Source organism: Streptomyces sp. NPDC043726, assembly GCF_056436565.1.
Window position 1 is genome coordinate 14271 of sequence record NZ_JBWKCI010000006.1, and the last position, 23204, is coordinate 37474.

Below are 23204 nucleotides of genomic sequence, written 5' to 3' on the forward strand. Positions count from 1 at the left end.
GACGATGCGTATCGTCTCTATGGGGAATCTCGAAGGTCGCCCGGCCGGAGCGTCCCGGTCGGGCGGCCTTCGGGGGTGCGGAGGCGTTCCGCCCTGGGGTCAGCGCGTCGCGCTCGGACGGAAGCGCCGGTAGAGGACGGCGCCGCCGAGGAGGAGGGCGGCGCCGCCCGCGGCGGCGGGGAGGGCGTGGTCCGCGCCGGTGTGGGCGAGCGAGGGCCCGGGGGCGTGCGGCACGGGTGCCGCGGGCCAGGGGTCGGGCTGGGCCCGGGGCGGCCGGGGAGCCGGCTTCGCCGGGCGTTCGGGGCGTACGGGACGGTCGCCTGGCCCGTTCACGGACTCGTTGCCGGTGGCCGCGTTGCCGATGCCGACCACGCTCACACTGTTGCCGCTGACGTTGACCGGAACATGGACCGGCAGCTGCACGCCATTGCCGGAGATCACACCCGGCGAATCCTTTCCGCCGCCCCGCGCGGACGCACCCCCCGGCGCCGACGCGCCGACCGGCGCTCCCCGGCTGCCGCCGCCGGCACTCTCGTGCGCGCTCTCGTTGGCGCAGGTGTTGCCCGCGGCCGGGTTGAGCAGCCCCACCACGTTCACGGTGTTCCCGCACACGTTCACCGGCACGTGCACCGGGAGCTGGACGGTGTTGCCGGAGATCAGCCCGGGCGAGCCGGCCGCGGAGCCGTCCGCCCCGGAGTCGGCCTGCGCGGGCATCGCGACCGCCATCGCGCCGGAGGCGGCGGCGACGGCGATCACACCGTTTCGGGTAACCCGTCTCATAGGTTCCCTGCCTTCCAGATGTGGACGCGGGCACTCGCCCGCACCGCATAAAACGCGGGCGAACCATCCGAGTTATGGCTAATCGGCCTTTCACCCCATCGAGCGGCACGGTTATCGAACTACCGGCAAAGATGGCCGTATGCGGATGCAGAGGCAGGTATGCACATGCAGCGGACGGCCGGGGCAGCCGGGGTACGGCGCCCCGGACCGCTCGTGCGGAGGCGAGGCCCGTGCGGGCCGCTTATCGTGATCGAGGGCGCCGGATCCCGGTCCGCCGACGGGCGTCCCTGGAGGCATCGATGCCGGTCAAGCTGTCGAAGCGGTCCGTCCTGCGGCACTGCGCGGTCGTCTCGGCCGTGGCGGTCACGCTGCTGGGCGTGGGGCTGCCGACGGCGGACGACGACGACCGGCCCGATCTGTCCCGGTTCTACGACCAGCAGGTGACGTGGGCGAAGTGCGAGGGCATCGAGGCCCCCGACGACTTCCAGTGCGGAAAGGTCACGGTCCCCCTCGACTACTCCGACCCCGCGGCCGGCACGCTCGACCTCGCGCTCGCCCGCTATCGGGCCACCGGCGACTCCCGGGGCTCGGTACTCCTCAACTTCGGCGGTCCCGGTGGCGCGGGCGTGGACCAGCTCGCCTTCGGCGGCAAGGAGTTCATGAGCCTGACCGACGGCTACGACGTGGTGACCTTCGATCCCCGCGGTGTGGGCAGATCCTCGCCGGTCAGCTGCGGCGACGGCGCCGAGGGGCACGTCGACTCCAGCGATGACAGCGCCGAACTCGACGCCGACCCGGAGGCCGTGCTGGCGGAGGTACGCGCCACAGCGGCCGCCTGCGAGAAGCACTCGGGGCCCGTGCTGCCGCACATAGGCACGGTGAACGCCTCCCGGGACCTCGACGTGATGCGTGCGGCCCTCGGCGACAAGAAGCTCAACTACCTCGGTTTCTCCTACGGAACACGGCTCGGCGCGGTGTACGCGAAGCAGTTCCCGGACAAGGTCGGCCGGATGGTGCTCGACGGCGTGGACACCCTCACCGAGCCGCTGACCGAGCAGGGGATCGCGGGCGCCAAGGGGCAGCAGGACGCGCTGGACGACTTCATCGACTGGTGTGCGGAGGACATCGGCTGTCCCTTCGGCCAGGATCCGCGCACCGGGCGCGAGGAGGTCGTACGGCTGGTGGAGTCGCTGGACGAGGATCCCGTGCCCACCGACTTCGGGGACGTGTTCACCGGGCAGGACCTGGTCGGGGCCATCGGACAGGCGCTCTACAGCGAGGACCTGTGGCCCTCGCTGCAACGGGCCCTGGCGTCCCTGATCGAGGACGGCGACACCCAGGCGATCATGGGCTTCGCCTCCGGCGGATACGCGGTGCCCGCCCGGGACGAGGACGACGGCGGTCTCGTCGACGTGGAGGACATCCCGTTGGACAACCTCCCGGCGGCGCTGATGGCCATCAACTGCGCGGACGATCCCGACCGTCCGACAGCCGAGCAGATCACCCGGAACCTCGACCGGCTGCGCGCCGAGTACGAGCGGGCCTCGCCGGTCTTCGGGCCCTACCGGCTGACCGAAGTGCTGATGTGCTACGGCCGCCCCAAGGGCACGGACTTCATCCGGGAGAAGGTCAAGGACCTGGACACGCCGAAGATGCTCCTGATCGGCACCCGGGGCGACCCGGCGACGCCGTACCGCTGGACGGTGGAGACGGCCAGCCGCCTCGGCCCCTCGGCCGTCGTACTCGACAACCGCGACGGGGGCCACACCGGGTACGCGTCGTCTCAGTGTGTGCAGCGCAAGGCGGAAGCGTTCCTGCTGTACGGCTCCCTGCCGGCCAGCGGCAGTTCGTGCGGCTCGGAGTACGAGGAGGAGTGAGGCGTCGGGGCGCCGCCGCGTATCACCGCACGGCGACCGTCCGCTCCGGCGCCGCATCAGCAGTGCGCCGATCCCGTTCCCGCGCGCGGAGGGGCGGGCGACGTAGAGCCGGTTGACGACGGCGGTCGCGGCGACGAGGGCTTGCCGCCCGGGCTCGCCGCGGCGCAACTGGCGGGCGAGGACACCACGTTGGACGACGCGCTCGCCTGGGCGGCCCGCCTCGGCCTCGACACCGAGGGCGCCCTGCGGGTCACGGCGTCGTGAGCGGGTGAGGGTCACGGGCGCCGTGCCGGGTGAGGGACGCGGACGTCGTGCGCGGGCGAGGGACGCGGGCTCCGTGGGCGGGTGAGGGACGCGGGCTCCGGGCCGGGTGAGGGACGTGGGTCAGTCGTCGCCGTAGGCGATGCGGTGCAGGGCGGCGGCGGTCCGGTGGAATCCGTCGTCGCCGAGGAGGACGCGCAGTTCGGCGTTGAAGCGGTCGATCTCCGGGCGGGCGGCGTCCAGGGCGGCGGATCCGGCGTCGGTCAACTCCAGGACCACGGCCCGGTGTTCACTGGGGTGGGCCCGTCTGGCGAGGAGGCCCGCCGTGGCCAGCCGGGTCACCAGACCGGTGACGGCCGACTCCCGCAGGCCGAGGGTGCGCGCGAGCCGCTGCTGGGTGATCCCTGGCTGGTCCTCGACGGCGAACAGGGCGCCCAGTTGCGCGGTGGTGACCCCGGCCGCCGCCACGCAGCGCCGGTCGGCGGTGGTGCGCAGCCGGTGCGCCGCTCGCTGCAGCAGGAAGTACAGGCGCTCGTCGGGCTCGGACATGGGCCGATCTTGACAGAGGCGGCAGGCCCGCGCCACCCTCAGTTCACTAGTGAAGTGAGGTTCGACGTGAACGAGACCCTGGATCTGGACCGGGCCCGGAAGGTGCTCGCGGCGCAGCCCTTCAGCGCGCTGCTCGGCGCCCGCCTCACGGCCTTCGGCAAGGGCGAGGCGGTCCTCGAACTGGACATCCGCGAGGAACTGCTCCAGCACTACGGCACCGTGCACGGCGGTGTGCTCGGCTACGCGGCGGACAACGCGCTGACCTTCGCCGCGGGCTCCGTGGTCGCCGAGCGGCTGATCACCGCCGGTTTCACCATCGACTATCTGCGCCCCGCCCGGGGCGATGTGCTGCGGGCCCATGCCCGGGTCGTCCGCGCCGGCCGCACCCGGGTCGTCGTCCGCTGCGACCTGACCACCGTCGAGGGCGAGGGCACGCCGACCCTGTGCGCGGTGGCCCAGGGCTCGATCGCGGTGCAGCGGGCGGCGTGAGCGGGCCCGGCCCTCAGAAGTCGACGGGGTCGCGGACGATCGGGCAGGTCATGCAGTGCCCGCCGCCCCGGCCGCGGCCCAGTTCGGCGCCGACGATGGTGATGACCTCGATCCCGGCCTTGCGCAGCAGGGTGTTGGTCTGGGTGTTGCGGTCGTAGGTGAACACCACGCCCGGCTCCAGGGCGACGGCGTTGTTGCCGCTGTCCCACTGCTGGCGTTCGGAGGCGTAGACGTCCCCGCCGGTCTCCACGACCCGGAGCTTGGGCAGGCCGAGTGCCTTGGCTACGACGTCGACGAAGGACGCCGGGGCCTCGTCGATCAGTTCGACGCCGGGTGCCTTGTCGGTGGGGCGCAGGGAGAAGGTGTGGACGCCGTCCATGATGGTCGGGTACAAGGTGACCAGGTCGCGGTCGGCGAAGGTGAACACGGTGTCCAGGTGCATGGCCGAGCGCAGCCTCGGCATGCCGGCGACGATGACGTGCTCGGCGGCGCCGCCCTCGAAGAGCGCCTTGGCGACCTGGGTGATGGCCTGGCGCGAGGTGCGCTCGCTCATCCCCATCAGGACGACGCCGTTGCCCACCGGCATGATGTCGCCGCCCTCGAACGTGGCCTGGCCCCAGTCGCGTTCGGGGTCGCCCCACCACACCCGGGAGTGCGCGTAGTCGGGGTGGAAGGTGTACACCGCCTTCATCAGCAGGGTCTCGTCGTGCCGGGCGGGCCAGTACAGCGGGTTGAGGGTGAGTCCGCCGTACAGCCAGCAGGTGGTGTCGCGGGTGTAGAGGGTGTTGGGCAGCGGCGGCATCAGGTACTCGCGGACGCCGGTGGACTCGCGGGCCAGCGCGATGGAGCCGCCGCGGTAGTCGTCGGGCAGGTCGCCGGTGGCCAGGCCGCCGATCAGGTACCGGGCCAGCTCGGCCGGTTCGAGGGACTCCAGATAGGCGCGGGTGCCGTCGACGAGGCCGAGGCCGACCTCGTTGGGCACGATCTTCCGGTCCAGCAGCCAGTCGCGGGCGCCCGGCACCGTCATCGTCCGGGCCAGCAGCTCGTGCAGCTCGACCACGTCGACGCCCCGTTCGCGCAGCTTGTTGACGAAGTCGGCGTGGTCGCGCTGGGCGTTCTCGACCCACATCACGTCGTCGAAGAGCAGGTCGTCGGAGTTGGTCGGGGTGAGCCGGCGATGGGCCAGTCCGGGCGCGCAGACCAGCACCTTGCGCAGCCGGCCGACCTCGGAGTGGACGCCGTACACGGGAGCGGTTTCCTGACTGGTCACGGTGCACCTTCCGGAGGTTTCAGAGGCTGATCCAGCCCACTGCCAGGGCCACGACGCCGATCACCGCTCCGGCCACCGACACGGCGAGGACGAGGAGTTCGCGCGGGCTGAAGACCCGTCGGCCCTGCTCCTTGCGGGCCATCACGAACAGCACGGTGGCGGGGGCGTAGACGATCAGGGAGACGAGGAGGTACTTGAACCCCGCCGCGTAGATGAGGAACGCGGTGTAGATCGTCGCGAGGGCGGCGACGACGAGTTCGGTGGTCCGCTCCCGTTCCCCGGCCGCGGCGATCCGCAGGGCGAAGCCCGCGGCGAGCAGGAACGGGATCAGGGTGAGCGCGCTGGTCAGATTGAGGGCGAAGTCGAAGGCGTCGCCCGAGAAGTACGTGACGACGAGGACGACCTGGCTCAGGGCCGTCGTCAGCACCAGCGCGGGAACGGGGACGTCGGCGGGCGTGGACCGCTTGAGGAAGCGGGGCATGTCGTCGTCCTTGGCGGCCACGAACAGCACTTCGGCGGCCATCAAGGTCCAGGCGAGGTAGGCGCCGAGGACGGAGACGATGAGCCCGACGCTGACGAAGACCTGCCCCCAATTGCCGACCGCGTGCTCCAGCACCCCGGCCATGGAGGGCTGGCGCAGCTCGGCGATCTCCTCCATCGGCATCAGGCCGTACGACACGATGGTCACCGAGGCGAAGATCGCGAAGACGCTGAGGAAGCCCAGCACGGTCGCCCGCCCGACGTCCTCGCGGCGTCGTGCGTGCCGGGAGTAGACGCTGGCGCCCTCGACGCCGAGGAAGACGAAGACGGTGGCCAGCATGGTGCCCTTGACCTGCTGGAAGAGGGAGCCGGCGTAGTCGGCGCCGCCGAAGTTGTCGGCGAAGACGGCGGGCTCGAAGTAGAACAGCGCGAGCACGACGAAGACGATGATCGGCACCACCTTGGCGATGGTGACGATCCGGTTGATGGCCGCCGCCTCCTTCACCCCGCGGCTGATCAGCCAGAAGAACAGCCACAGCCCCACCGAGGAGAGCACCATGGCGAGCACGGTGTCGCCGTCGCCGAGGGCGGGGGCGACCGCGCCGATCGTCGACATGATCAGCACCCAGTACGTCACGTTGCCCACGCAGGCGCTGGCCCAGTAGCCGAAGGCGGAGAAGAAGCCGAGGTACTCGCCGAATCCGGCCTTGGCGTACGCGTAGACGCCGGCGTCGAGATCGGGGCGGCGCAGCGCGAGCGTCTGGAAGACGAACGCGAGCATCAGCATGCCGGTGCCGGCCACCGCCCAGGCGATCAGCGCCCCGGCGACCCCGGTCTCCTGGGCGAAGCGGCGCGGCAGGGAGAACACGCCGGCGCCGACCATGGAGCCGACGACCATCGTGGTGAGGGTGGGCAGGCTGAGCTTGGCGGCGCGGGAGCGCTCGGTCGTGGTCTCGACCTCGGCCATGGGCGTCCTTGTAGCGGGCGGGCCCCATCGCAAGCGGCGATGCGGAGACGTCATCCGACGACCTGAGCGACAGTAACAGTGAATTGTCTGAAATGCCCGGCCAGTTTGCCCGAGATGCTCCCCCGATGCCCGATCGGCGAATCAGTCCTATCGTGCTGTCATGGAGCATGCACTGAGTCCCGCCACACTCGCCGAGCTGCGCCGCCCGCGCCCCTATCCCGCGGTGTCCGTCCTGACCCCGACGCACCGCAGGGAGCCCGAGAACGCCCAGGACCCGGTCCGGCTGCGCAATGTCGTGGCCGACGCCAAGAAGCAGCTGGAGGCGGATCCCGCGGTCAGCAGGGACCGGCGGATCGACGTCGTACACCAGCTCGAGGAAGCGCTCGCCGAGGTCGATCTGACGCACGCCGAGGACGGCCTGGTCATCTTCGCCGCCCCGGGCGAGCACCAGGTGTGGTCACTGGCGCGCACGGTGCCCGAACGCGTGGTCCTCTCGGACACCTTCCTGACCCGCAACCTGGTCTCGGCGCAGGCCGCCGAGCGGCCGTTCTGGGTGCTCTCGGTCTCCGCCGACCGCGTCACCCTGTGGAACGGCGGCACCGACCGGGTCACCGAGGAACACGTCGGCGGCTTCCCCCTCACCCGGAGCATGGACAACTTCGACGCCGAGCGGCAGGAGCGGATCGGCGATCTGCCGAGCACCTTCCGCGACGAGGGCACCCGGCACTTCCTGCGGGAGGCCGACACCGCGGTGGGCAAGCTGCTCCGCGAGGATCCGCGCCCGCTGTACGTCACGGGCGAGACGGCCGCGCTGTCCCTGCTCGACGAGGTCGGCAGCGTCACCCGCGACGCCGTCCACGTCCGGCACGGCGGCCTCGCGGACGCCACCCCGGACACGGTGTGGCAGGCGGTGCGGCCCATGGTCGCGGCCGACAGCCGCAGGAGCACCGACCAGGTGTCCCGGGAACTGGAGACGGCCCGGGGCCGCAAGGCGTACGCGGCCGGTGTCGACGAGGTGTGGCAGAGCGCCCGCGAGGGCCGGGTACGGCTGCTGGCGGTCGAGGAGAACTACCGCGCGACCGTCCGCGACGACTCCGGCGACCATCTCGTCCCGGCCGAGAGCGGCGACCTCGACGCCCGCGAGGACATCGTGGACGAGATCGTCGAGCAGTGCCTGGAGACCGGCGCGGACGTCCGCTTCGTACCGGACGGCACCCTGGGCGACGCGACCGGCATCGCGGGCATCCTGCGCTACTGAGCCGGCCCGCCACCTGGCCGGCCGCGCCTCACACGCTGCCGAAGAGCGCGCTCAGCCCCTCGTCGACGGCCGCCGCGACGTCCTCCTGCCCGACGGCCACCACGGCGTAGCTGCGCAGCAGGAAACGGCGCAGCGCGGAACTCTCGAAGCGCAACAGGGCGAGCCCGTACGGCGAGTGGAACTCGAGCACCGTGCGGGTCCGGCCGCACGGCCAGATGTGCACGTCCCCCGCTCCGGCCGGACCGCGCAGCCCCTCCGCGAGCAGCGAGCGGGCGAAGGTCCAGGTGACACCCTCGCCGTCGAGCGAGGCCTCGGGCGGGAAGTCGATGTGCACGGCCAGCGGATCCGCCGAGCTGTAACGCAGCGTGGCGGGAGCGGGCAGCTCCTGCTCGTCGGCGGTGATCAGTCGAGCGCGGGCCGGTTGCTCGAGGATGAATTCCATGACGGTCCCCCATTGATGGTGAAAGGTCGGTCGTAACCGATCTGCCTTTAGGACCGCACAGGTGCCACTCGTAGTACGCCTGAGCCCCGATTCAATGACGTGACCTGCGTCACACATGCGTCCGACAGTCCCGCATGGGCGATACCGGATAGAACACACTGCCGTAGAACATATAAATGAGCGCCCCACCGACACCTCGCAGGACCGTCAAAACGCGTACGCCGCCTACGACTTGACCCTTCGGCGCAGTACGCCGTTCGCACGGCCGGATCGGCCCGTGAAGACTGTGGCATATGCCAGAAGCACCACCGTATCGTGTGTTGCCAAATCCCTTACAGCGCGTCGTGGGCTGTGCAACAGTCGTAACGGTCCCTCCGTCAATCTGGTCGTACCGTCCCCTTCACCGGAGTGCGTCATGCCGTCCCATCTCTCTGCGGACCGCCCCGCCGCCCAGCCGCCCAATCGCGGCTCGGTCGACGCGCTCATATCGCAGGCGCGGCGCCTGAAGGTCGACGTGGACGCCGTACGGCGGGACACGCCGAGTGACGGCGCGGACCCGCAGGACCGCTGGCAGCGCGCCCTGTACGACCTCGCGCTGACCCAACTCGACGACCTCGACGCCCACTTGGCCCAGCTGCGGGAGGGACCGCCGCCGGTGCCCGCCGCACCGGCGACGCCCGCCGCCGAGCCCGTGCCGCCCGCCCCGCGCAGCGGCTCGCTGCTCAGCCGGGTCGGCAGCGCGGAGTGGAACCTCCTGACGGACGAGGCCAGTTGGTCCGGCGAGCTGTACCAGATCCTGGGCCGGGACGCCGCCGCTCCCCCGCTCACCCTCGACGAGCTGCCGTCCCTGGTGCTCGACGAGGACCGGCCGAAGCTGACCGCGATGGTCACCGACTGCCTGGTCGACGCCAAGCCCATCGACGGGGAGTTCCGCGTCGTCCGCCCGGCCGGCGAGGTGCGGACCGTCCACATGATGGGCGAGCCCGTACTCGGCGCCGACGGCAGCACCGCCGCCATGTGGGCCGTGCTGCGGGACGTCAGCGAACTGCGCCGCAGCCAGCGCACGGTGAGCGAGACCCGTGACTCGCTCCAGCGCCAGCGGGACCGCGCACAGACCGAGCACCGGCTGGCGGTCGAGCTGCAGGAGGCCGTGCTGCCGCCGTGGCGTGGCACCCTGCGGCTCCCGCACCGCGGCGCGCCGAGCCTGGACCTGGCGGCCCACCACCTGCCCTCCGCGACCAGCTCCCTGATCGGCGGAAACTGGTACGACGCCCTGGAACTCCCCGGCGGGCAGACGCTGTTGAGCGTCGGCGACCTCACCGGCCAGGGTGTCGCCGTGGCCTCGGGGATGGCGACGCTGCTGGGTGCCGTGCGCGGCATGGCGATGGCCGGCACCGAGCCGGGCCAGCTGATGTCCTGGCTCAACCAGCTGCTCGACGCCACTGTGCAGCCGGCCCTCGGCAGCGCGGTCTGCTGCCGCTACCGGCCCGAGACCCGCACCCTGGTGTGGGCACAGGCGGGACACCCCGCCCCACTGCTGTTCCGCGGCGGGACGGGGTGCAGGTTGGAGTCACCGGACGGCGTCCTGCTGGGAGCCACCACCGGTGCCTCGTACGACCAGGCCGAAGTGACCCTGGAGACCGGCGACCTGCTCGTGCTGCACACCGACGGGCTGATGTCGGGGCACAGCGGCGCCGATGCCGTGAGCCGTCTCCTCGACCTGGCTCCGCGGTTCGGCGAGGCACGCACCGCGCAGGACTGTGTGCGGCTGGTCGTGGAGGAGTTCGGTGAGAACGGGCGCGAGGACCACGCCTGCGTGCTCGTCGCCAGGGTGACGGCGTAAGTCGTCGTTGTCGGAAGTCGTCGTAGTCGGATGAATCCGTGAGCGGTCGGCGCACAGGCCCCCTATGCCCGTGCGCTGTCCTATGCCCGTGCGCTGTGCCCGCCCTTCGCCGGCTTCGGCAGGGCCAGCTTGATCTCCTCCCGCAGCTCGTTGATCCTCGGATAGCTGGAGTACTCGGCGGTCAGCCGGTACATCTGGCGCAGCCGGTCCCAGGTCCGGTGGGAGGAGTTGGATCCCATCGACACCAGCGCGAGGCGCGCGTAACGGTCGGCCTGTTCGGGGTCGTCGGCGATGAAGCAGGCGGAGGCCATGGACAGGAAGTCGAAGATCTTCGACCGCTGCCGCCCGTCGACCCGCAGCGCCAGGGCCTTCTCCGCGTAGTGCTGGGCGTGCACGGCCGCTTGGGGCTCGAACTCCGCCAGCGTGCGGTAGGCCAGGGCCTGCATGCCGTACAGGTCCTCCTCCTTGAAGGTCTGCATCCAGCTCGGGGGCGGCACATCGCCCTTGTCGGAGACGAACAGGTCCTCCGCCTGTCCGAGGGTGCGGCGCATCGCCTGGCCCTTGCCCATGGATGCCTGCGCCCAGGCCTCGATGGTGTAGAGCATCGCCCGGGTCCGCGGCAGCACCTCGGCGCCGGAGCCGGACTGGGCGAGCTTCATCAGGTCCAGTGCGTCGTCGGGCCGGCCCAGGTGCACCATCTGGCGAGCCGCTCTGGAGAGCGCCTCCCCGGCGCGCGGCCGGTCGCCGCCCTCACGGGCCGCGTGGGCGGCGATGACGAAGTACTTCTGGGCCGTGGGCTCCAGGCCGACGTCGTGCGACATCCAGCCCGCGAGTACGGCGAGGTTGGCGGCGACGCCCCACAGGCGCCGCTGGAGGTGTTCGGGGTGCCGGTAGGCGAGCATGCCGCCCACTTCGTTGAGCTGTCCCACCACAGCCTTGCGTTGCAGCCCGCCTCCGCGGGCCGCGTCCCAGGCTCGGAACACCTCCACCGAGCGCTCCAGTTCCTCGATCTCCTGCGACCCGATGGGGGCGGCCTCGTAACGGTCGAACCCAGCGGGGTCGGCGTGCAGGGGATCGTCGAGTCGGGGAGCGTCGGCCTTGAGAGTCGGATCGGTGTGCAGCCAGTCGTGCATGGCGCTGCTGAGTGCGGATCCCGCGGCGAGCGCGGCACCCGCGCCCACCAAGCCGCGTCGGTTGAGCATGAGGTCCATTCCCGTGAATTCGGTGAGGACCGCAGCAGTCCGCTCGGGCGCCCACGGCACGTCGTCGGGATGTTCCACAGTCCCGCCGCCCTGCCGCTTCCCCGCACGCCCGTGCCGGACCAGACCGAGGTCCTCGATGGTCACGACACGGCCGAGTCGCTCGGTGAACAGCGCCGCCAGCACCCTCGGCACCGGATCGCGCGGGATCTCTCCCATGTCGATCCAACGCCGCACCCGCGAGGTGTCGGTCGACAGCTGGGGGTGGCCCATGGCCGCCGCCTGCCGGTTGACCAGCCTCGCGAGTTCGCCCTTGGACCAGCCGGCCAGGCCGAACAGGTCCGCGAGGCGGGAGTTGGGTTGTCCGTTCACGTCAAGCCCCCAGGTTCTCGGCTGAGTTGACAGTAGCCCGGTGAGAGTTGCCGGGCGACTATTCGCCAGGGTTCGCCAGGGTGCGCCAGATGGTGTGCCACTGGGCATCGGGTGTCAGGTAGGAACGCGCCACCCCGACCCGGTCGCCGCTCTCCCAAGGGCGTACTCCCCAGGGTGCTCCCGGGCGACCGGGCCGGGTAGGCGTTCGCGCTCAGCAGGCATTGCAGGCACACGAAGGGATCTGTTTCGCCCATGTACGCAGCATCGTCCTCCGTGTCCGCCCCGCCCCGGCCGCCGCACCCCCGCCCGGCGGGCAGCGGCCCCTACCTCGACCCCGCCCGCTCGGCGGCCCCCGGCCTCGGAGCCGGCCGGCCACGGCGCGCGGCGGGGCTCGGCACCCAACCGCTCAGCGGGAGACTCGACTTGTCCGGCCCTCAGGGCGCCCAGCTGCGTACGGCCATCGCGTCGGTGCACCGGATCTGCCCGGAGTTCGCCCCGGTCCAGGTGCTGCGCCGGAGCGGGCGGTCCGTACTCCTCGTGGGGACGACAGGACGCAGCACGGCCGTCGCCAAGTGTTTACTGGACCACTCCCCGGTCTGGGCCGAGCGGATCCGGCACGAAATAGCTGCATACCGCTCGTTCGTCCGGCACCGCCCCCCGGTGCGGGTGCCGAGGCTGATCGCAGCGGATCCGGACAACTGCACGCTGGTCATCGAGCGGATGCCGGGCCGGGTGGCCGCCCTGCAACGGCACCCGGTCGAGCCCCCGCCCCGCACGGACGTCAGGGCGGCTTTCGCGGCGATCTGCCGGCTGAACGCCTGGCGGCCCCCGGCGGGCACCTTCGACGCCCCGCTGGACTACCCCGCGCGCATCTCCCGCTATCACGAGCTGGGGCTGCTCACCGACCGGGACATGGGCGATCTGCAGAAGCTGCTGCACGGCATCGCGCACTCGGCGGGCCGGCAGGGCATGGGCCAGTTCTGCCACGGCGAGGCACTGCTGTCGAACATCCTTCTCTCACCGGCCGGTCCAGTGCTGGTGGATTGGGAGCACGCCGGCTGGTACCTGCCGGGATACGACCTGGCCACCCTGTGGTCGGTCCTCGGGGACGCGCCGGCCGCGCGGCGGCAGATCAGCCAGATCGCCCAGTCGGCGGGTCCGGCCTCCCGGGACGCCTTCCTGGTGAACCTGATGCTCGTGCTGACCCGCGAGATCCGTACCTACGAGACGGCCGTGCAGCGATCGATGCACGACACGGCCCCGGCGGCACCGGGTACGGCCCACCCGGGTGCTGCGCCGTCCGGCGAGGAACAGCGCCTGCTGCTCAGGCGGCTGCACGACGACTGCCAGCTGGCCCGCCGGGCCGTGCGTGCCGCGGTCGGCACTCGCTGACGGGGACGGTGGTCCGCGGCGCGCCCTGAACTGCGGCGCACCGCGGACCTTCGTATGCGCCCCTCCTCGCCTGCCCCTGGGCATGATTGACGGATCGTCGGCCGGCCGGTACCACGGACGCATTGCCCGGCCCCGCACGGCTCATCGCGCCCGACCGTCCCAGGAGGCTGCTTTGCGACGATCCGTCACCGCCCTGAAGAGAGCCGCCGGTCCGGTGGCCTGCGCCGCGCTCGTGCTCCCGCTGCTCGGCGCGGCCCCTGCCGAAACCCGGTCGTCCGCGCTCCGCCTCCAGTCGGCGTTCTCCGCGGCCGCCGCCGAGTACGGCGTCCCGCGGAGCGTGCTGCTGGGTGTCTCCTACCTCCAGTCCCGCTGGGACGCGCACGCCGGGGCGCCGAGTGTGACCGGCGGCTACGGCCCGATGCATCTCACGGACGCCCGGACCGCGCTCGCGGGCGCCGCGGCCCATCACAGCGAGGGCACGGAGGACGCCCGCGGCGACCAGGCCCGTCCCGCGCTGGTCCCCCAGGAGCGGATCCCGGACGCCGGCGAACTCCCGGCCCGCCTGAAGACGCTGCCGAGGGCCGCGGAGCTGAGCGGGCTGAGCCCCGAGAAGCTCCGCACGGACCCCGCCGCCAATGTGGCGGGCGGTGCCGCCCTGCTCGCGGCGGCGCAGCGGAGGCTGGGCGCGCCGGTGAGCGCGGATCCGGCGGACTGGTACGGCGCGGTGGCGCTGTTCTCCGGCGCCGACGACCGCGCGACGGCGGCTGCGTACGCGAACGACGTCTACGAGGTGATCCGGACCGGTGGTGAGCGGTTCACCGACGCCGGGCAGCGGGTCGTCCTGGCGGCGCAGCCGAGGCTGGCGCCGGACACCGGGACCCTGGCGGGCGCGGGGCTGCGTGCCCCGGCCGCCGGGGGCACCGAGTGCCCCGCGTCGGTGTCCTGCGAGTGGATCCCGGCGCCGTACGAGGAGTTCGGGGACGGCGACTACGGCAACCACGACCTGGGGAACCGGCCGGGTGCGCAGAGCATCGACTACATCGTCGTGCACGACACCGAGGGCGCCTGGGAAGGCGTCCTCGAGCTCGTGCAGGACCCGACCTACGTGTCCTGGAACTACTCGCTGCGCTCCACCGACGGCCACATCGCCCAGCACCTGAAGGCGAAGGACGTCGGCTGGCACGCGGGGAACTGGTACGTCAACGCCAAGTCGATCGGCCTGGAGCACGAGGGGTTCCTGGCCGACCCGGACGCCTGGTACACGGAGGCGATGTACCGCTCGTCGGCGCGGCTGGTGCGGTATCTCGCCAAGAAGTACGGCATCCCGCTCGACCGGCAGCACATCCTCGGCCACGACACGGTGCCGGGACCGACCGCGGCGACCGTCCGGGGCATGCACACCGACCCCGGCCCGTACTGGGACTGGGCGCACTACTTCGAGCTGCTCGACCGCCCGTTCGAGCAGACCGCCGGGAAGAAGGGCGGTGTGGTGACCATCCGCCCCGACTACGCCGAGCACCGGCCCCAGTACACGGGCTGCACGGCCGCCGGCGAGCCCTGCCCGGCGCACGGTTCGAGCGCGGTACGGCTGTACTCCGGGCCCGGGACGTCGTACCCCCTGATCAAGGACATCGGCCTGGGGACGACCCCGAGCACCGGGGTGAACGACCTGTCCTCGCGGGTCTCCACCGGGCAGCAGTACGCCGTGGCCGGGCGGGACGGGGACTGGACGGCGATCTGGTACCTCGGCCAGAAGGCCTGGTTCCACGACCCGGCGAAGCAGCCGACGGCCGTGAACGCGACGGGCCTGGTGGTGACGCCCAGGGCGGGCCTGGAGGAGGTCCCGGTGTACGGGCGGGCCTATCCGGAGGCCTCCGCCTATCCGGCGGGGGTGCCCGCGCAGCCGGTGTCGCCGCTGCCGTACCGGCTGCCCAAGGGGCAGAAGTACGTGGTCGGGGACAAGGTGCCCGGGCAGTACTACTACGCGGTGACCTTCGACGAGGCATCGCACCGGGTGGTGACCGGGAAGGATCAGTACTACGAGATCCAGTTCGGCCACCGCGTGGGATTCGTGCGGGCCGCGGACGTGACGGTCGTGCCCGCGGCCGGTTAGCCGCCTCAGCCCTGCTGGAACAGCTCCGCGGGCAGCGGCTTCAGCAGGGCGTAGAGGTCGTCCGTGATCGGGCGGTCCCAGGCGGCGATGGTCACCAGGACGTTGTCGCTGCGGTCGAACTGCACGCAGGAGATCCGGCTCTCGGAGAGCTTCAGACGGCGCACGATCAGGAGGTTGTCGCCCTGCATCACCGGCACGTCCTCGGTGCCGACGACGGTGACCTCCTCCTCGTTCTCCAGCGCCAGGAGCAGCTGGGCGACCTCGAAGGGGATCTCGCCCTCTTCGATGTCCCGGGCCGGGGAGCCCTCCGGCAGATTGCCGATGATCATCGCGGGGCCGCGGCCGCCGAACAGGTCGTAGCGCAGGAAGACGCCCTGGCAGCTGCCGTCGGGGGCGGGCAGCAGGCCGGCGCCCAGATTGCCGGGCCAGTCGCCCGGGTCCATGGCCAGAACGTCGAAGTCGGGCCCGGCGGGGGTGGCGCTGCGGCGGCGGAGGAACGACATAGCGCAATGCTACTTGGCGCTGCGCTGTACTGGGCGGGCCGGGATACGCCTACGCGGGTGCCACGCTGCGCCGTCCGGCGGGTGCGGGTTCGTCGTGGTTGATCGCGCAGTTCCCCGCGCTCGTGCCTGCACCGCGGGGCCGCCCTTCTTCACTCCTCCGGTGGAGACGGCGGGATCACCGCGATCGGGCTTGCCGCGTGCAGCAGGACCGCCTGGGTCACCGAGCCGATCATGCGGGTGGGGGCCAGCAGGCGGCGGCGGTGACGGCCGACGACCACCAGGTCGGCGTTCCTGGAGGCGGCGACCAGGTGGCCCGCCGCGTCGCCGGGGGCCACCTGGGCCTCGGCCAGGACGTCCGCGTACCGGCCGCGGTGCGGGGCCAGGAAGCCCTCCGCCAGCGCGCGGGTCTCGTTCTCCACGGCCTTGTCGTCCACCGCCGGGGGCAGGATCTGGGCGGGGGCCGCGGTCCAGATCTGGACCGGGGACGGGTAGGCGGCCACCACCTGGAGGCGGGCTCCGCGCCGGGCGGCCTCCGCGAAGGCGAAGTCGAGGATCGCCTCGTCCGGGCTGTCGACCTGGAGGCCGACCACCACCCGTGGCCCGGGGCCGGTCGGCGCGCCCTCGTGGACCTCGCGGCCCGGTCTGGGCACCACCACGACCGGGCACTCGGCGTCCCGCGCGGCGGCCATGCCGTTCGAGCCGAGCAGCAGGCTGGCGAAGCCGCCCCGGCCGCGCGAGCCGAGCACCAACAGCTGAGCCAAGGAGCCCAGTTCGGGCAGCACGGCCGCCGGCGCGCCCTCCAGGGTCACGTACTCCGTCTCGGGGCGGTCCGGCACCGCGGCCAGACGGGTGCGGACCTCGCCGAGGACCGGGTCGTCCCCCGGCTCCGGCGGTCCCGACACCAGTACGTCGGCCTGCATCCAGGCGGCGTACTGCCGTACATGGACCACCCGCAGCGGCGCTCCGCGTCCGCGGGCGGTGTCGAGGGCCCAGTCCAGGGCCCGCAGGCTGTCGTCCGAACCGTCGACCGCCGCGATGACCGGCAGGGTGTCCATGGGTTCCTCGCTTCCCGAGTACGACCGTCTCCCCTCCCTGGACCAGCCTGGCTCAGGCCCCGGTCCGGGGAGGGTCCCGGCGGTCGCGTGTCCGGGAAATCGGGCGCAACACCCCCGGATCAGCCGGTCAGGTCAGGTCGAACTCCCCTTCCCGCGCGCCCGAAACGAACGCGCCCCATTCGGCGGGTGTGAAGATCAGCGAGGGGCTCTGTGGGCGGCCGCTGTTGCGCATCGCGATGAAACCCTCGACAAAGGCGATCTGGACGTCTCCCAGACCGCGGCTGCTCGAGTGCCAGTCGGCGCTGCTGAGGTCCAGCTCCGGCTTGTCCCAGCCCGTGAGCGGCTGCTGCTGGATGGTGCTCTCGGCCACGTCCGTGCTCCTCCCGGTTCGTCGTCCGCGGCCAGCCTAGCGATCGGTTCCGAGAGTCAACAGGCCACGTGAGGGGGACCTTTCAGGAGTCCGGGGGCTCGGCTCCCACCAGCCACATGGAGAAGAACTGCGATCCGCCGCCGTAGGCGTGTCCGAGCGCCCGGCGGGCGCCCGCCACCTGGTGTTCCCCTGCCTGTCCGCGCACCTGGAGGGCGGCCTCGGCGAACCGGATCATGCCGGAGGCGCCGATGGGGTTGGAGGAGAGGACCCCGCCCGACATGTTGACCGGCAGGTCGCCGTCGAGCTCGGTCACCCCGGACTCGGTGAGCTTCCAGCCCTCGCCCTCGGCGGCGAAGCCGAGGTTCTCCAGCCACATCGGCTCGTACCAGGAGAACGGCACGTACATCTCGACGGCGTCGATCTCCCGGCGCGGGTCGGCGATGCCCGCCTGCCGGTAGACGTCCGCGGCGCAGTCCTTGCCGGCCCGCGGCGACACCGCGTCCTTGCCCGCGAAGAGGGTCGGTTCGCTGCGCATCGCGCCGCCGTGCATCCAGGCCGGCGGCCGGGGCGCGCGGGCGGCGCCGGCCCGGTCGGTGAGGACCATCGCGCAGGCGCCGTCGGAGGAGGGGCAGGTCTCCGAGTAGCGGATCGGGTCCCACAGCATCGGCGAGGACTGGACCTTCTCCAGGGTGATGTCGTGCTCGTGGAGGTGGGCGTAGGGGTTCTTCAGGGCGTTGCGCCGGTCCTTGTACGCGACGAGCGAGCCGACCGTGTCGGGGGCGCCGCTGCGCCGCATGTACGCGCGCACGTGCGGGGCGAAGAAGCCGCCGGCCCCGGCGAGCAGGGGCTGTTGGAAGGGGATCGGCAGGGACAGGCCCCACATGGCGTTGGACTCGGACTGCTTCTCGAAGGCGCAGGTCAGTACGGTGCCGTGGACGCGGGACGCCACGAGGTTCGCGGCGACCAGGGCGGTCGAGCCGCCGACGGAGCCCGCGGTGTGCACGCGCAGCATCGGCTTGCCGACCGCCCCGAGCGCGTCTGCGAGGTACAGCTCGGGCATCATGACGCCCTCGAAGAAGTCGGGCGCCTTGCCGATGACGACGGCGTCGACGTCGGCCCAGGTCACCTCGGCGTCCTCCAGGGCCCTGCGGGACGCCTCCCGAACCAGGCCGGCGATGGAGACGTCCCGGCGTGCCGCCACGTGCTTGGTCTGGCCGACCCCGACGACGGCCACGGGTTCCTTGCTCATCGCGGATCCCCTTCCAGTACGGCGACCAGGTTCTGTTGCAGACAGGGGCCGGAGGTGGCGTGGCCGAGGGCCCGGTCGGACTCGCCCCGGTGGATGGCGGCGGCGGCCTCGCCGAGGCGGATCAGTCCGGCGGCCATGACCGGGTTGGCGGCGAGGGCGCCGCCGGAGGGGTTGATCCGTACGCCGTCGTCGAGCCGGAGCGCCTTGCGCAGGATCACCTCCTGGGAGGTGAAGGGGGCGTGCAGCTCGGCGGTGTCGACGGGCCGTTCGAAGGCGCCCGCCTTCTCGGCGGCCAGGCGGGTAGAGGGCGAGTCGGTGAGGTCGCGGACGCCGAGGGAGTGCGCCTCGATGCGGTGGTCGATGCCGCGGATCCAGGCGGGCCGTTCGCACAGCTCCCGGGCCCGGTCCCCGGCGGCGAGGATCACGGCGGCGGCGCCGTCGCCGATGGGCGGGCAGTCGCCGGTGCGCAGGGGTCGTACGAGATAGTCCCCCTGGGGGACCGGGCCCCTCAGCTGTGCGTGCGGGTTGTCGGTCGTGCGGCTGCGGGCGGCGATGGCCGTGAGCCGGGGTTCGTCCGTCTCGCCCGCGTCGATGAGGGCCTGGGCCTGGAGGGCGGCGAGGGCGACGGAGTCCGGCCACAGGGGGGCGAGGTAGTACGGGTCCAGCTGGCGGGTGAGGACGTCTCGCAGGGGGCCCGGGGAGGACTTGCCGTAGGAGTAGACGAGGGCGGTGTCGGCGTCGCCGGTCAGGAGCTTGGTCCACGCCTCGTACAGGGCCCAGGCGCCGTCCATCTCCACGTGCGACTCGGAGATCGGGGGCCAGGCGCCCACGCCGTCGAGGGCGAGGGTGAAGGAGAAGGCGCGGCCCGCGAGGTAGTCGCTGGAGCCGGAGCAGGTGAAGCCGATGTCGGCGGTCTTCAGGCCGGTGCGGTCCAGGACGTCGTGCAGGACCGGCATCAGCATCTCGACCTCGGAACTGTCGTCGCTGGTGCGCCGGTGGTCGGTCTGGCCGAAGGCGACGACGGCGATCTCGCGGGTCACAGCAGCTCCCTGTAGGTGTCGTAGTCCGCGTCGGGTTCGCCGGTCGGCCGGTAGTGGTCGGGGAAGCGGGCGCCCTCGGTCCACACCGGTTCCACCCGCAGCCCCATGCGGACCTGGTCGTAGGGGATGCCTGCGATACGGCCGTGCAGGGCGAGGCCCGCTCCGTCGAGCGCGATGTGGGCGTAGACGTAGGGCACCTCGATGTCGAGGTTCTTCGCCTTGATGTTGACGATGCAGAAGGTGGTGACGGTGCCGTGGGGGCCCACCTCGACCTGTTCGGAGGTGGCGACGCCGCAGGTGGGGCAGGCGCCCCTGGGCGGGACGTAGACCTTGCGGCAGGAGGGGCAGCGTTCGCCGACGTTGCGGTGCTCGGCGAGGGCGTTGATGTAGGCGGTCTGGGCGCGGCCCGGCGAGTAGGTGTAGTCGAGGCGGGCGTGGGCGACGATGCCGGTGACCGGGTCCTCGAACTCGCCGGTGTGGCCTCGCGTCGCGGCCGGTTCGCCGTCGTACGGCTCGAAGCAGGCGATGTCGGTGATGGCGCCGGAGCGTTCCTCGGCCCAGCGGACGCGGACGCGCAGGCCGGTGCGCACGGCCTCGGGGCCGGGGGCGTCGAGGGCGTGCAGGAGGGCGGTGTCGGCGCCGTCGAGGCGGACCAGGACCCAGGCGAAGGGGGTGTCCAGGGGCTGGCCCCGGCGCGGTTCGTGGTTCCAGGCCCAGGTGGTGACGGTGCCGGTGGGGGCCACCTCGACGAGGTCGCGGAGTTCGTCGGCGGTGACGGGGTCGTACTCGACGGGTGGGACGAGGGTGCGTCCGTCGGTGGTGCGCACGCCGAGGACGACGCGTTCGCGCAGGCCGGTGAGGAAGGCGCTCTGGACGGGGCCGAGGGAGCGGGTGAAGGGGAACTCGACGACGAGCGGGGCTTTGAGGACTTCGGGCATGCCGGTCTCCTTCAGTGGCGCTGGTAGTCGGGCGGCCGTTTCTCCGCGAAGGCGCGGGCGCCTTCCTTGGCGTCGGCGGTGTCGAAGATCGGCCAGCCGCGCTTGAGTTCGGCGGCGAGGCCCTCGGTCTCGGTCAGCTCGGCGGTCTCGTACACCGACGCCTTGACGGCCTCGACGGCGAGCGGGCCGCAGGCGTTGATCTGTTCGGCGATCTCCAGGGCCTTGGCGAGTGCGGTGCCGTCGGGGACGACATGGCCGATCAGGCCGATGCCGGCGGCCTCCGGGGCGCTGTAGGGGCGGCCGGTGAGGAGCATCTCCAGGGCGTGGGTGCGCGGGATCTGGCGTTGCAGCCGGACCGTGGAGCCGCCGATCGGGAACAGTCCGCGCCGGACCTCGAAGAGGCCGAAGGTCGCGGACTCCCCCGCCACCCGGATGTCGGTGCCCTGGAGGATCTCGGTGCCGCCGGCCACACAGTGGCCCTCGACGGCGGCGATCACCGGTTTGCGCGGGCGGTGATGGCGCAGCATGGCCTTCCAGTGCAGGTCGGGGTCGGCGGTGAGCCGGTGGCGGTACCGCTCGCCCGCCATCCCCTGGCCGGCCAGGGCCTTGAGGTCCATGCCCGCGCAGAACGCGCCGCCCGCGCCGGTCAGCACGATCGAGCGGACGGTGTCGTCCGCGTCGGCCTGGACCCAGCCGTCGTACAGGCCGACGAGCATGGGCAGCGAGAGCGCGTTCTTCGCCTCGGGCCGGTTGAGCGTGAGCACGAGTGTGGCGCCCTCGCGCCGCACGTCGAGATGTTCGGTGCCGCCCTCCGCTGTTCCGCCTTTCCCCGTTCCACCTTTCGCCGTTCCGCCCTCCGCCGTTCCGCCTTTCGCCGTTCCGCCCATCACCCGTCTCCCCTCATCACCCGTCTCCCCGCATCAGAACGAGAACAGGTTGCAGGAGGCGGCGGAGCACTTCAAGAGTTTTCTGACAGACAGTCAGATTTGTTGTGCGCGGAGTCTTCACAGTCCTGCCCCCCTTTGCTCTGATGACCGGCAACCGAGGGGCAGCGAGGTCAGGAGGAGCGGTGGAGTACAACCTTGCCGACCTGTTCGAGTCGGTCGTGGACGCGGTGCCGGACCGCGAGGCGCTGGTGTACCTCGACCATCCCGGCACGGGCGCGGAGCGCAGGCTGACGTACGCCGAGCTGGACGCGGCCGCCAACCGGATCGGGCACCATCTGCTGGACAGCGGGATCCGCCCCGGCGAGCACCTCGGACTGCACCTGTACAACGGGGTCGAGTACCTGCAGACCGTGCTGGGCTGCCTGAAGGCGCGGATCGTGCCGGTGAACGTCAACTACCGCTATGTAGAGGAGGAGTTGGTCTATCTCTACCGGGACGCCGACCTGGTCGCGGTGGTCTTCGACGCCGAGTTCGAGGACCGGGTGGCGGCGGCGCGGCCCCGGGCGGAGAAGCTGCGGCATCTGGTGCGGGTGGGGGACGGCACGACGGGCGTGCCCTTCGCGGAGGCCGAGGCGGGCGGATCTGCGGAGCGGGGGTTCCCGGCACGGTCGGGCGACGACCAGTTCATCATCTACACCGGGGGCACGACCGGGATGCCCAAGGGCGTCATGTGGCGCCAGGAGGACCTGTTCTTCGCGGGGCTGGGCGGCGGGGCGCCGACCGGGGAGCCGGTCGCCAAGCCCGAGGAACTGGCCGAGCGGGTCGCGGCCGGCGGGTCCGGGATCACCTTCTTCCCCGCTCCCCCGCTGATGCACGGCACCTCCACCCTCACCGCCTTCATCGGCTTCAACTTCGGCCAACGGGTCGTGCTTCACCGTAAGTTCGTGCCCGAGGAGGTGCTGCGCACCATCGAGAAGGAGAAGGTCAGCAGCATGTCGCTGGTGGGCGACGCGATGCTGCGGCCGCTCATCGACGCGCTGAGCGGGCCGATGAAGGGCACGGACTGCTCCTCGATGTTCAGCGTGTCCTCGTCCGGGGCGATCATGTCGGAGACGGTGCGCCGGCAGTTCCTGGAACTGGTGCCGAACGTCATGCTGCTGAACAACTTCGGCTCCTCCGAGTCCGGCTTCAACGGCACGGCCACCGAGGACGCGGGCCCCGAGCGCGGCTTCCGGATCCGCGTCAACTCCCGTACCCAGGTGGTCGATCCGGCCACGCGCGAGCCGGTAGCCGTGGGGGAGGTGGGCCGGGTGGCGCAGTGCGGGCACGTCCCGCTCGGCTACTACAACGACCCTGTGAAGAGCGCGGAGACCTTCTTCGAGAAGGACGGGCGGCGCTGGGTGCTGCTCGGGGACATGGCGACCGTCGACGCCGAGGGCGTGGTGACCGTCCTCGGCCGCGGCTCGCAGTGCATCAACACCGGCGGCGAGAAGGTGTACCCGGAAGAGGTCGAGCAGGCGCTCAAGTCCCATCCGGACGTGTACGACGCGCTCGTGGCCGGGGTGCCGGACGTGAAGTGGGGCCACCATGTGGCGGCCGTCGTCCAGCTCCGCGCGGGCGCCGAACGGCCCTCCCTGGAGGACATCCAGACCCACTGCAGGTCCCACCTCGCCGGGTACAAGATCCCCCGCCAGCTGGTGGTCACCGAATCCATCCGCCGCTCCCCGAGCGGCAAGGCGGACTACCGGTGGGCCCGGGAGGTGGCCGGGGCGGCGCAGGCGTAGGAACAGGGCAGGCGAGGGGGCCGGGGCGGCGCAGGCGTAGGACAGGGCAGGCGAGGTGGCCGGGGCGGCGCAGGCGTAGGGCAGGG

The 23204-nt window shown here is 71.9% G+C and carries 21 protein-coding genes; 8 read left to right on the top strand and 13 right to left on the bottom strand.

All coding sequences use genetic code 11. The annotated features are described in order from the left end of the window. Positions 1 to 99 precede the first annotated feature (99 nt). Entirely contained in the window at positions 100 to 780 is a 681-nt protein-coding gene (locus tag AC068Z_RS18305; RefSeq protein WP_478556392.1) for a chaplin, read from the bottom strand. A 299-nt stretch (positions 781 to 1079) separates the two neighbouring features. On the opposite strand from AC068Z_RS18305, the gene AC068Z_RS18310 reads away from it, so the two are divergent. Next, entirely contained in the window at positions 1080 to 2657 is a 1578-nt protein-coding gene (locus tag AC068Z_RS18310) for an alpha/beta hydrolase (RefSeq protein ID WP_478556394.1), read from the top strand. Positions 2658 to 2798: 141 nt separating this feature from the next. Continuing rightward, on the top strand, positions 2799 to 2921 hold the full coding sequence (locus tag AC068Z_RS18315; protein WP_478556396.1) for a hypothetical protein: 123 nt from the start codon (positions 2799 to 2801) through the stop codon (positions 2919 to 2921). A gap of 120 nt (positions 2922 to 3041) precedes the next feature. Here AC068Z_RS18315 and AC068Z_RS18320 read toward each other — a convergent pair whose 3' ends face one another. Then, positions 3042 to 3467, bottom strand: a complete 426-nt coding sequence (locus AC068Z_RS18320) for a MarR family winged helix-turn-helix transcriptional regulator (RefSeq protein ID WP_478556398.1) — start codon at positions 3465 to 3467, stop codon at positions 3042 to 3044. A gap of 66 nt (positions 3468 to 3533) precedes the next feature. Here AC068Z_RS18320 and AC068Z_RS18325 point away from each other — a divergent pair, with 66 nt between their 5' ends. Further along, positions 3534 to 3956: a PaaI family thioesterase gene (locus AC068Z_RS18325; protein WP_478556400.1), complete on the top strand. Its 423-nt coding sequence runs from the start codon at positions 3534 to 3536 to the stop codon at positions 3954 to 3956. Positions 3957 to 3969: 13 nt separating this feature from the next. Here the strand turns inward: AC068Z_RS18325 and AC068Z_RS18330 are convergent, their stop codons facing one another. Both AC068Z_RS18330 and AC068Z_RS18335 read right to left on the bottom strand, forming a co-directional pair. Beyond that, a complete protein-coding gene (locus tag AC068Z_RS18330; RefSeq protein ID WP_478556402.1) occupies positions 3970 to 5226 on the bottom strand; it encodes an arginine deiminase in 1257 nt (418 codons plus the stop codon). Positions 5227 to 5245: 19 nt separating this feature from the next. Further along, positions 5246 to 6673 carry a basic amino acid/polyamine antiporter gene (locus tag AC068Z_RS18335; protein ID WP_478556404.1) on the bottom strand — a complete coding sequence of 476 codons (1428 nt, stop codon included), beginning with the start codon at positions 6671 to 6673 and terminating at the stop codon, positions 5246 to 5248. A gap of 160 nt (positions 6674 to 6833) precedes the next feature. Here AC068Z_RS18335 and AC068Z_RS18340 point away from each other — a divergent pair, with 160 nt between their 5' ends. After that, on the top strand, positions 6834 to 7931 hold the full coding sequence (locus AC068Z_RS18340) for a baeRF3 domain-containing protein (protein WP_478556406.1): 1098 nt from the start codon (positions 6834 to 6836) through the stop codon (positions 7929 to 7931). A gap of 28 nt (positions 7932 to 7959) precedes the next feature. Here the strand turns inward: AC068Z_RS18340 and AC068Z_RS18345 are convergent, their stop codons facing one another. Further along, positions 7960 to 8373, bottom strand: a complete 414-nt coding sequence (locus tag AC068Z_RS18345; RefSeq protein WP_478556408.1) for an SsgA family sporulation/cell division regulator — start codon at positions 8371 to 8373, stop codon at positions 7960 to 7962. A 415-nt stretch (positions 8374 to 8788) separates the two neighbouring features. Between AC068Z_RS18345 and AC068Z_RS18350 the strand changes: the two genes are divergently transcribed. Continuing rightward, the gene (locus AC068Z_RS18350; RefSeq protein ID WP_478556410.1) at positions 8789 to 10216 is read left to right on the top strand and encodes a PP2C family protein-serine/threonine phosphatase; all 1428 of its coding nucleotides are present in this window, start codon (positions 8789 to 8791) and stop codon (positions 10214 to 10216) included. 80 nt (positions 10217 to 10296) lie between these two features. Here the strand turns inward: AC068Z_RS18350 and AC068Z_RS18355 are convergent, their stop codons facing one another. Then, positions 10297 to 11787: a DNA-binding protein NsdB gene (locus AC068Z_RS18355; RefSeq protein ID WP_478556412.1), complete on the bottom strand. Its 1491-nt coding sequence runs from the start codon at positions 11785 to 11787 to the stop codon at positions 10297 to 10299. Positions 11788 to 12039: 252 nt separating this feature from the next. Here AC068Z_RS18355 and AC068Z_RS18360 point away from each other — a divergent pair, with 252 nt between their 5' ends. Then, a complete protein-coding gene (locus AC068Z_RS18360; protein ID WP_478556414.1) occupies positions 12040 to 13179 on the top strand; it encodes an aminoglycoside phosphotransferase family protein in 1140 nt (379 codons plus the stop codon). A gap of 82 nt (positions 13180 to 13261) precedes the next feature. Further along, entirely contained in the window at positions 13262 to 15292 is a 2031-nt protein-coding gene (locus AC068Z_RS18365; RefSeq protein WP_478556416.1) for an N-acetylmuramoyl-L-alanine amidase, read from the top strand. 5 nt (positions 15293 to 15297) lie between these two features. Here AC068Z_RS18365 and AC068Z_RS18370 read toward each other — a convergent pair whose 3' ends face one another. The 7 genes from AC068Z_RS18370 to AC068Z_RS18400 form a co-directional block, all read right to left on the bottom strand. Then, the gene (locus tag AC068Z_RS18370) at positions 15298 to 15795 is read right to left on the bottom strand and encodes a hypothetical protein (RefSeq protein ID WP_478556418.1); all 498 of its coding nucleotides are present in this window, start codon (positions 15793 to 15795) and stop codon (positions 15298 to 15300) included. A gap of 149 nt (positions 15796 to 15944) precedes the next feature. Further along, on the bottom strand, positions 15945 to 16850 hold the full coding sequence (locus AC068Z_RS18375; RefSeq protein WP_478556420.1) for a universal stress protein: 906 nt from the start codon (positions 16848 to 16850) through the stop codon (positions 15945 to 15947). 127 nt (positions 16851 to 16977) lie between these two features. Beyond that, positions 16978 to 17220 carry a DUF397 domain-containing protein gene (locus tag AC068Z_RS18380; protein WP_478556422.1) on the bottom strand — a complete coding sequence of 81 codons (243 nt, stop codon included), beginning with the start codon at positions 17218 to 17220 and terminating at the stop codon, positions 16978 to 16980. 82 nt (positions 17221 to 17302) lie between these two features. Beyond that, positions 17303 to 18469: a thiolase domain-containing protein gene (locus tag AC068Z_RS18385; RefSeq protein WP_478556424.1), complete on the bottom strand. Its 1167-nt coding sequence runs from the start codon at positions 18467 to 18469 to the stop codon at positions 17303 to 17305. Further along, the gene (locus AC068Z_RS18390; RefSeq protein ID WP_478556426.1) at positions 18466 to 19509 is read right to left on the bottom strand and encodes a thiolase domain-containing protein; all 1044 of its coding nucleotides are present in this window, start codon (positions 19507 to 19509) and stop codon (positions 18466 to 18468) included. Before AC068Z_RS18390 ends, AC068Z_RS18385 begins: the two co-directional genes overlap by 4 nt. After that, complete coding sequence (locus tag AC068Z_RS18395; protein WP_478556428.1) at positions 19506 to 20447, bottom strand: Zn-ribbon domain-containing OB-fold protein; 942 nt, start codon at positions 20445 to 20447, stop codon at positions 19506 to 19508. The genes AC068Z_RS18390 and AC068Z_RS18395 overlap by 4 nt, the downstream gene beginning before the upstream one ends. A gap of 11 nt (positions 20448 to 20458) precedes the next feature. Next, entirely contained in the window at positions 20459 to 21334 is an 876-nt protein-coding gene (locus tag AC068Z_RS18400; protein ID WP_478556430.1) for a crotonase/enoyl-CoA hydratase family protein, read from the bottom strand. A 182-nt stretch (positions 21335 to 21516) separates the two neighbouring features. On the opposite strand from AC068Z_RS18400, the gene AC068Z_RS18405 reads away from it, so the two are divergent. After that, positions 21517 to 23118, top strand: a complete 1602-nt coding sequence (locus AC068Z_RS18405; RefSeq protein WP_478556432.1) for an acyl-CoA synthetase — start codon at positions 21517 to 21519, stop codon at positions 23116 to 23118. The last annotated feature ends 86 nt before the right edge of the window (positions 23119 to 23204 follow it).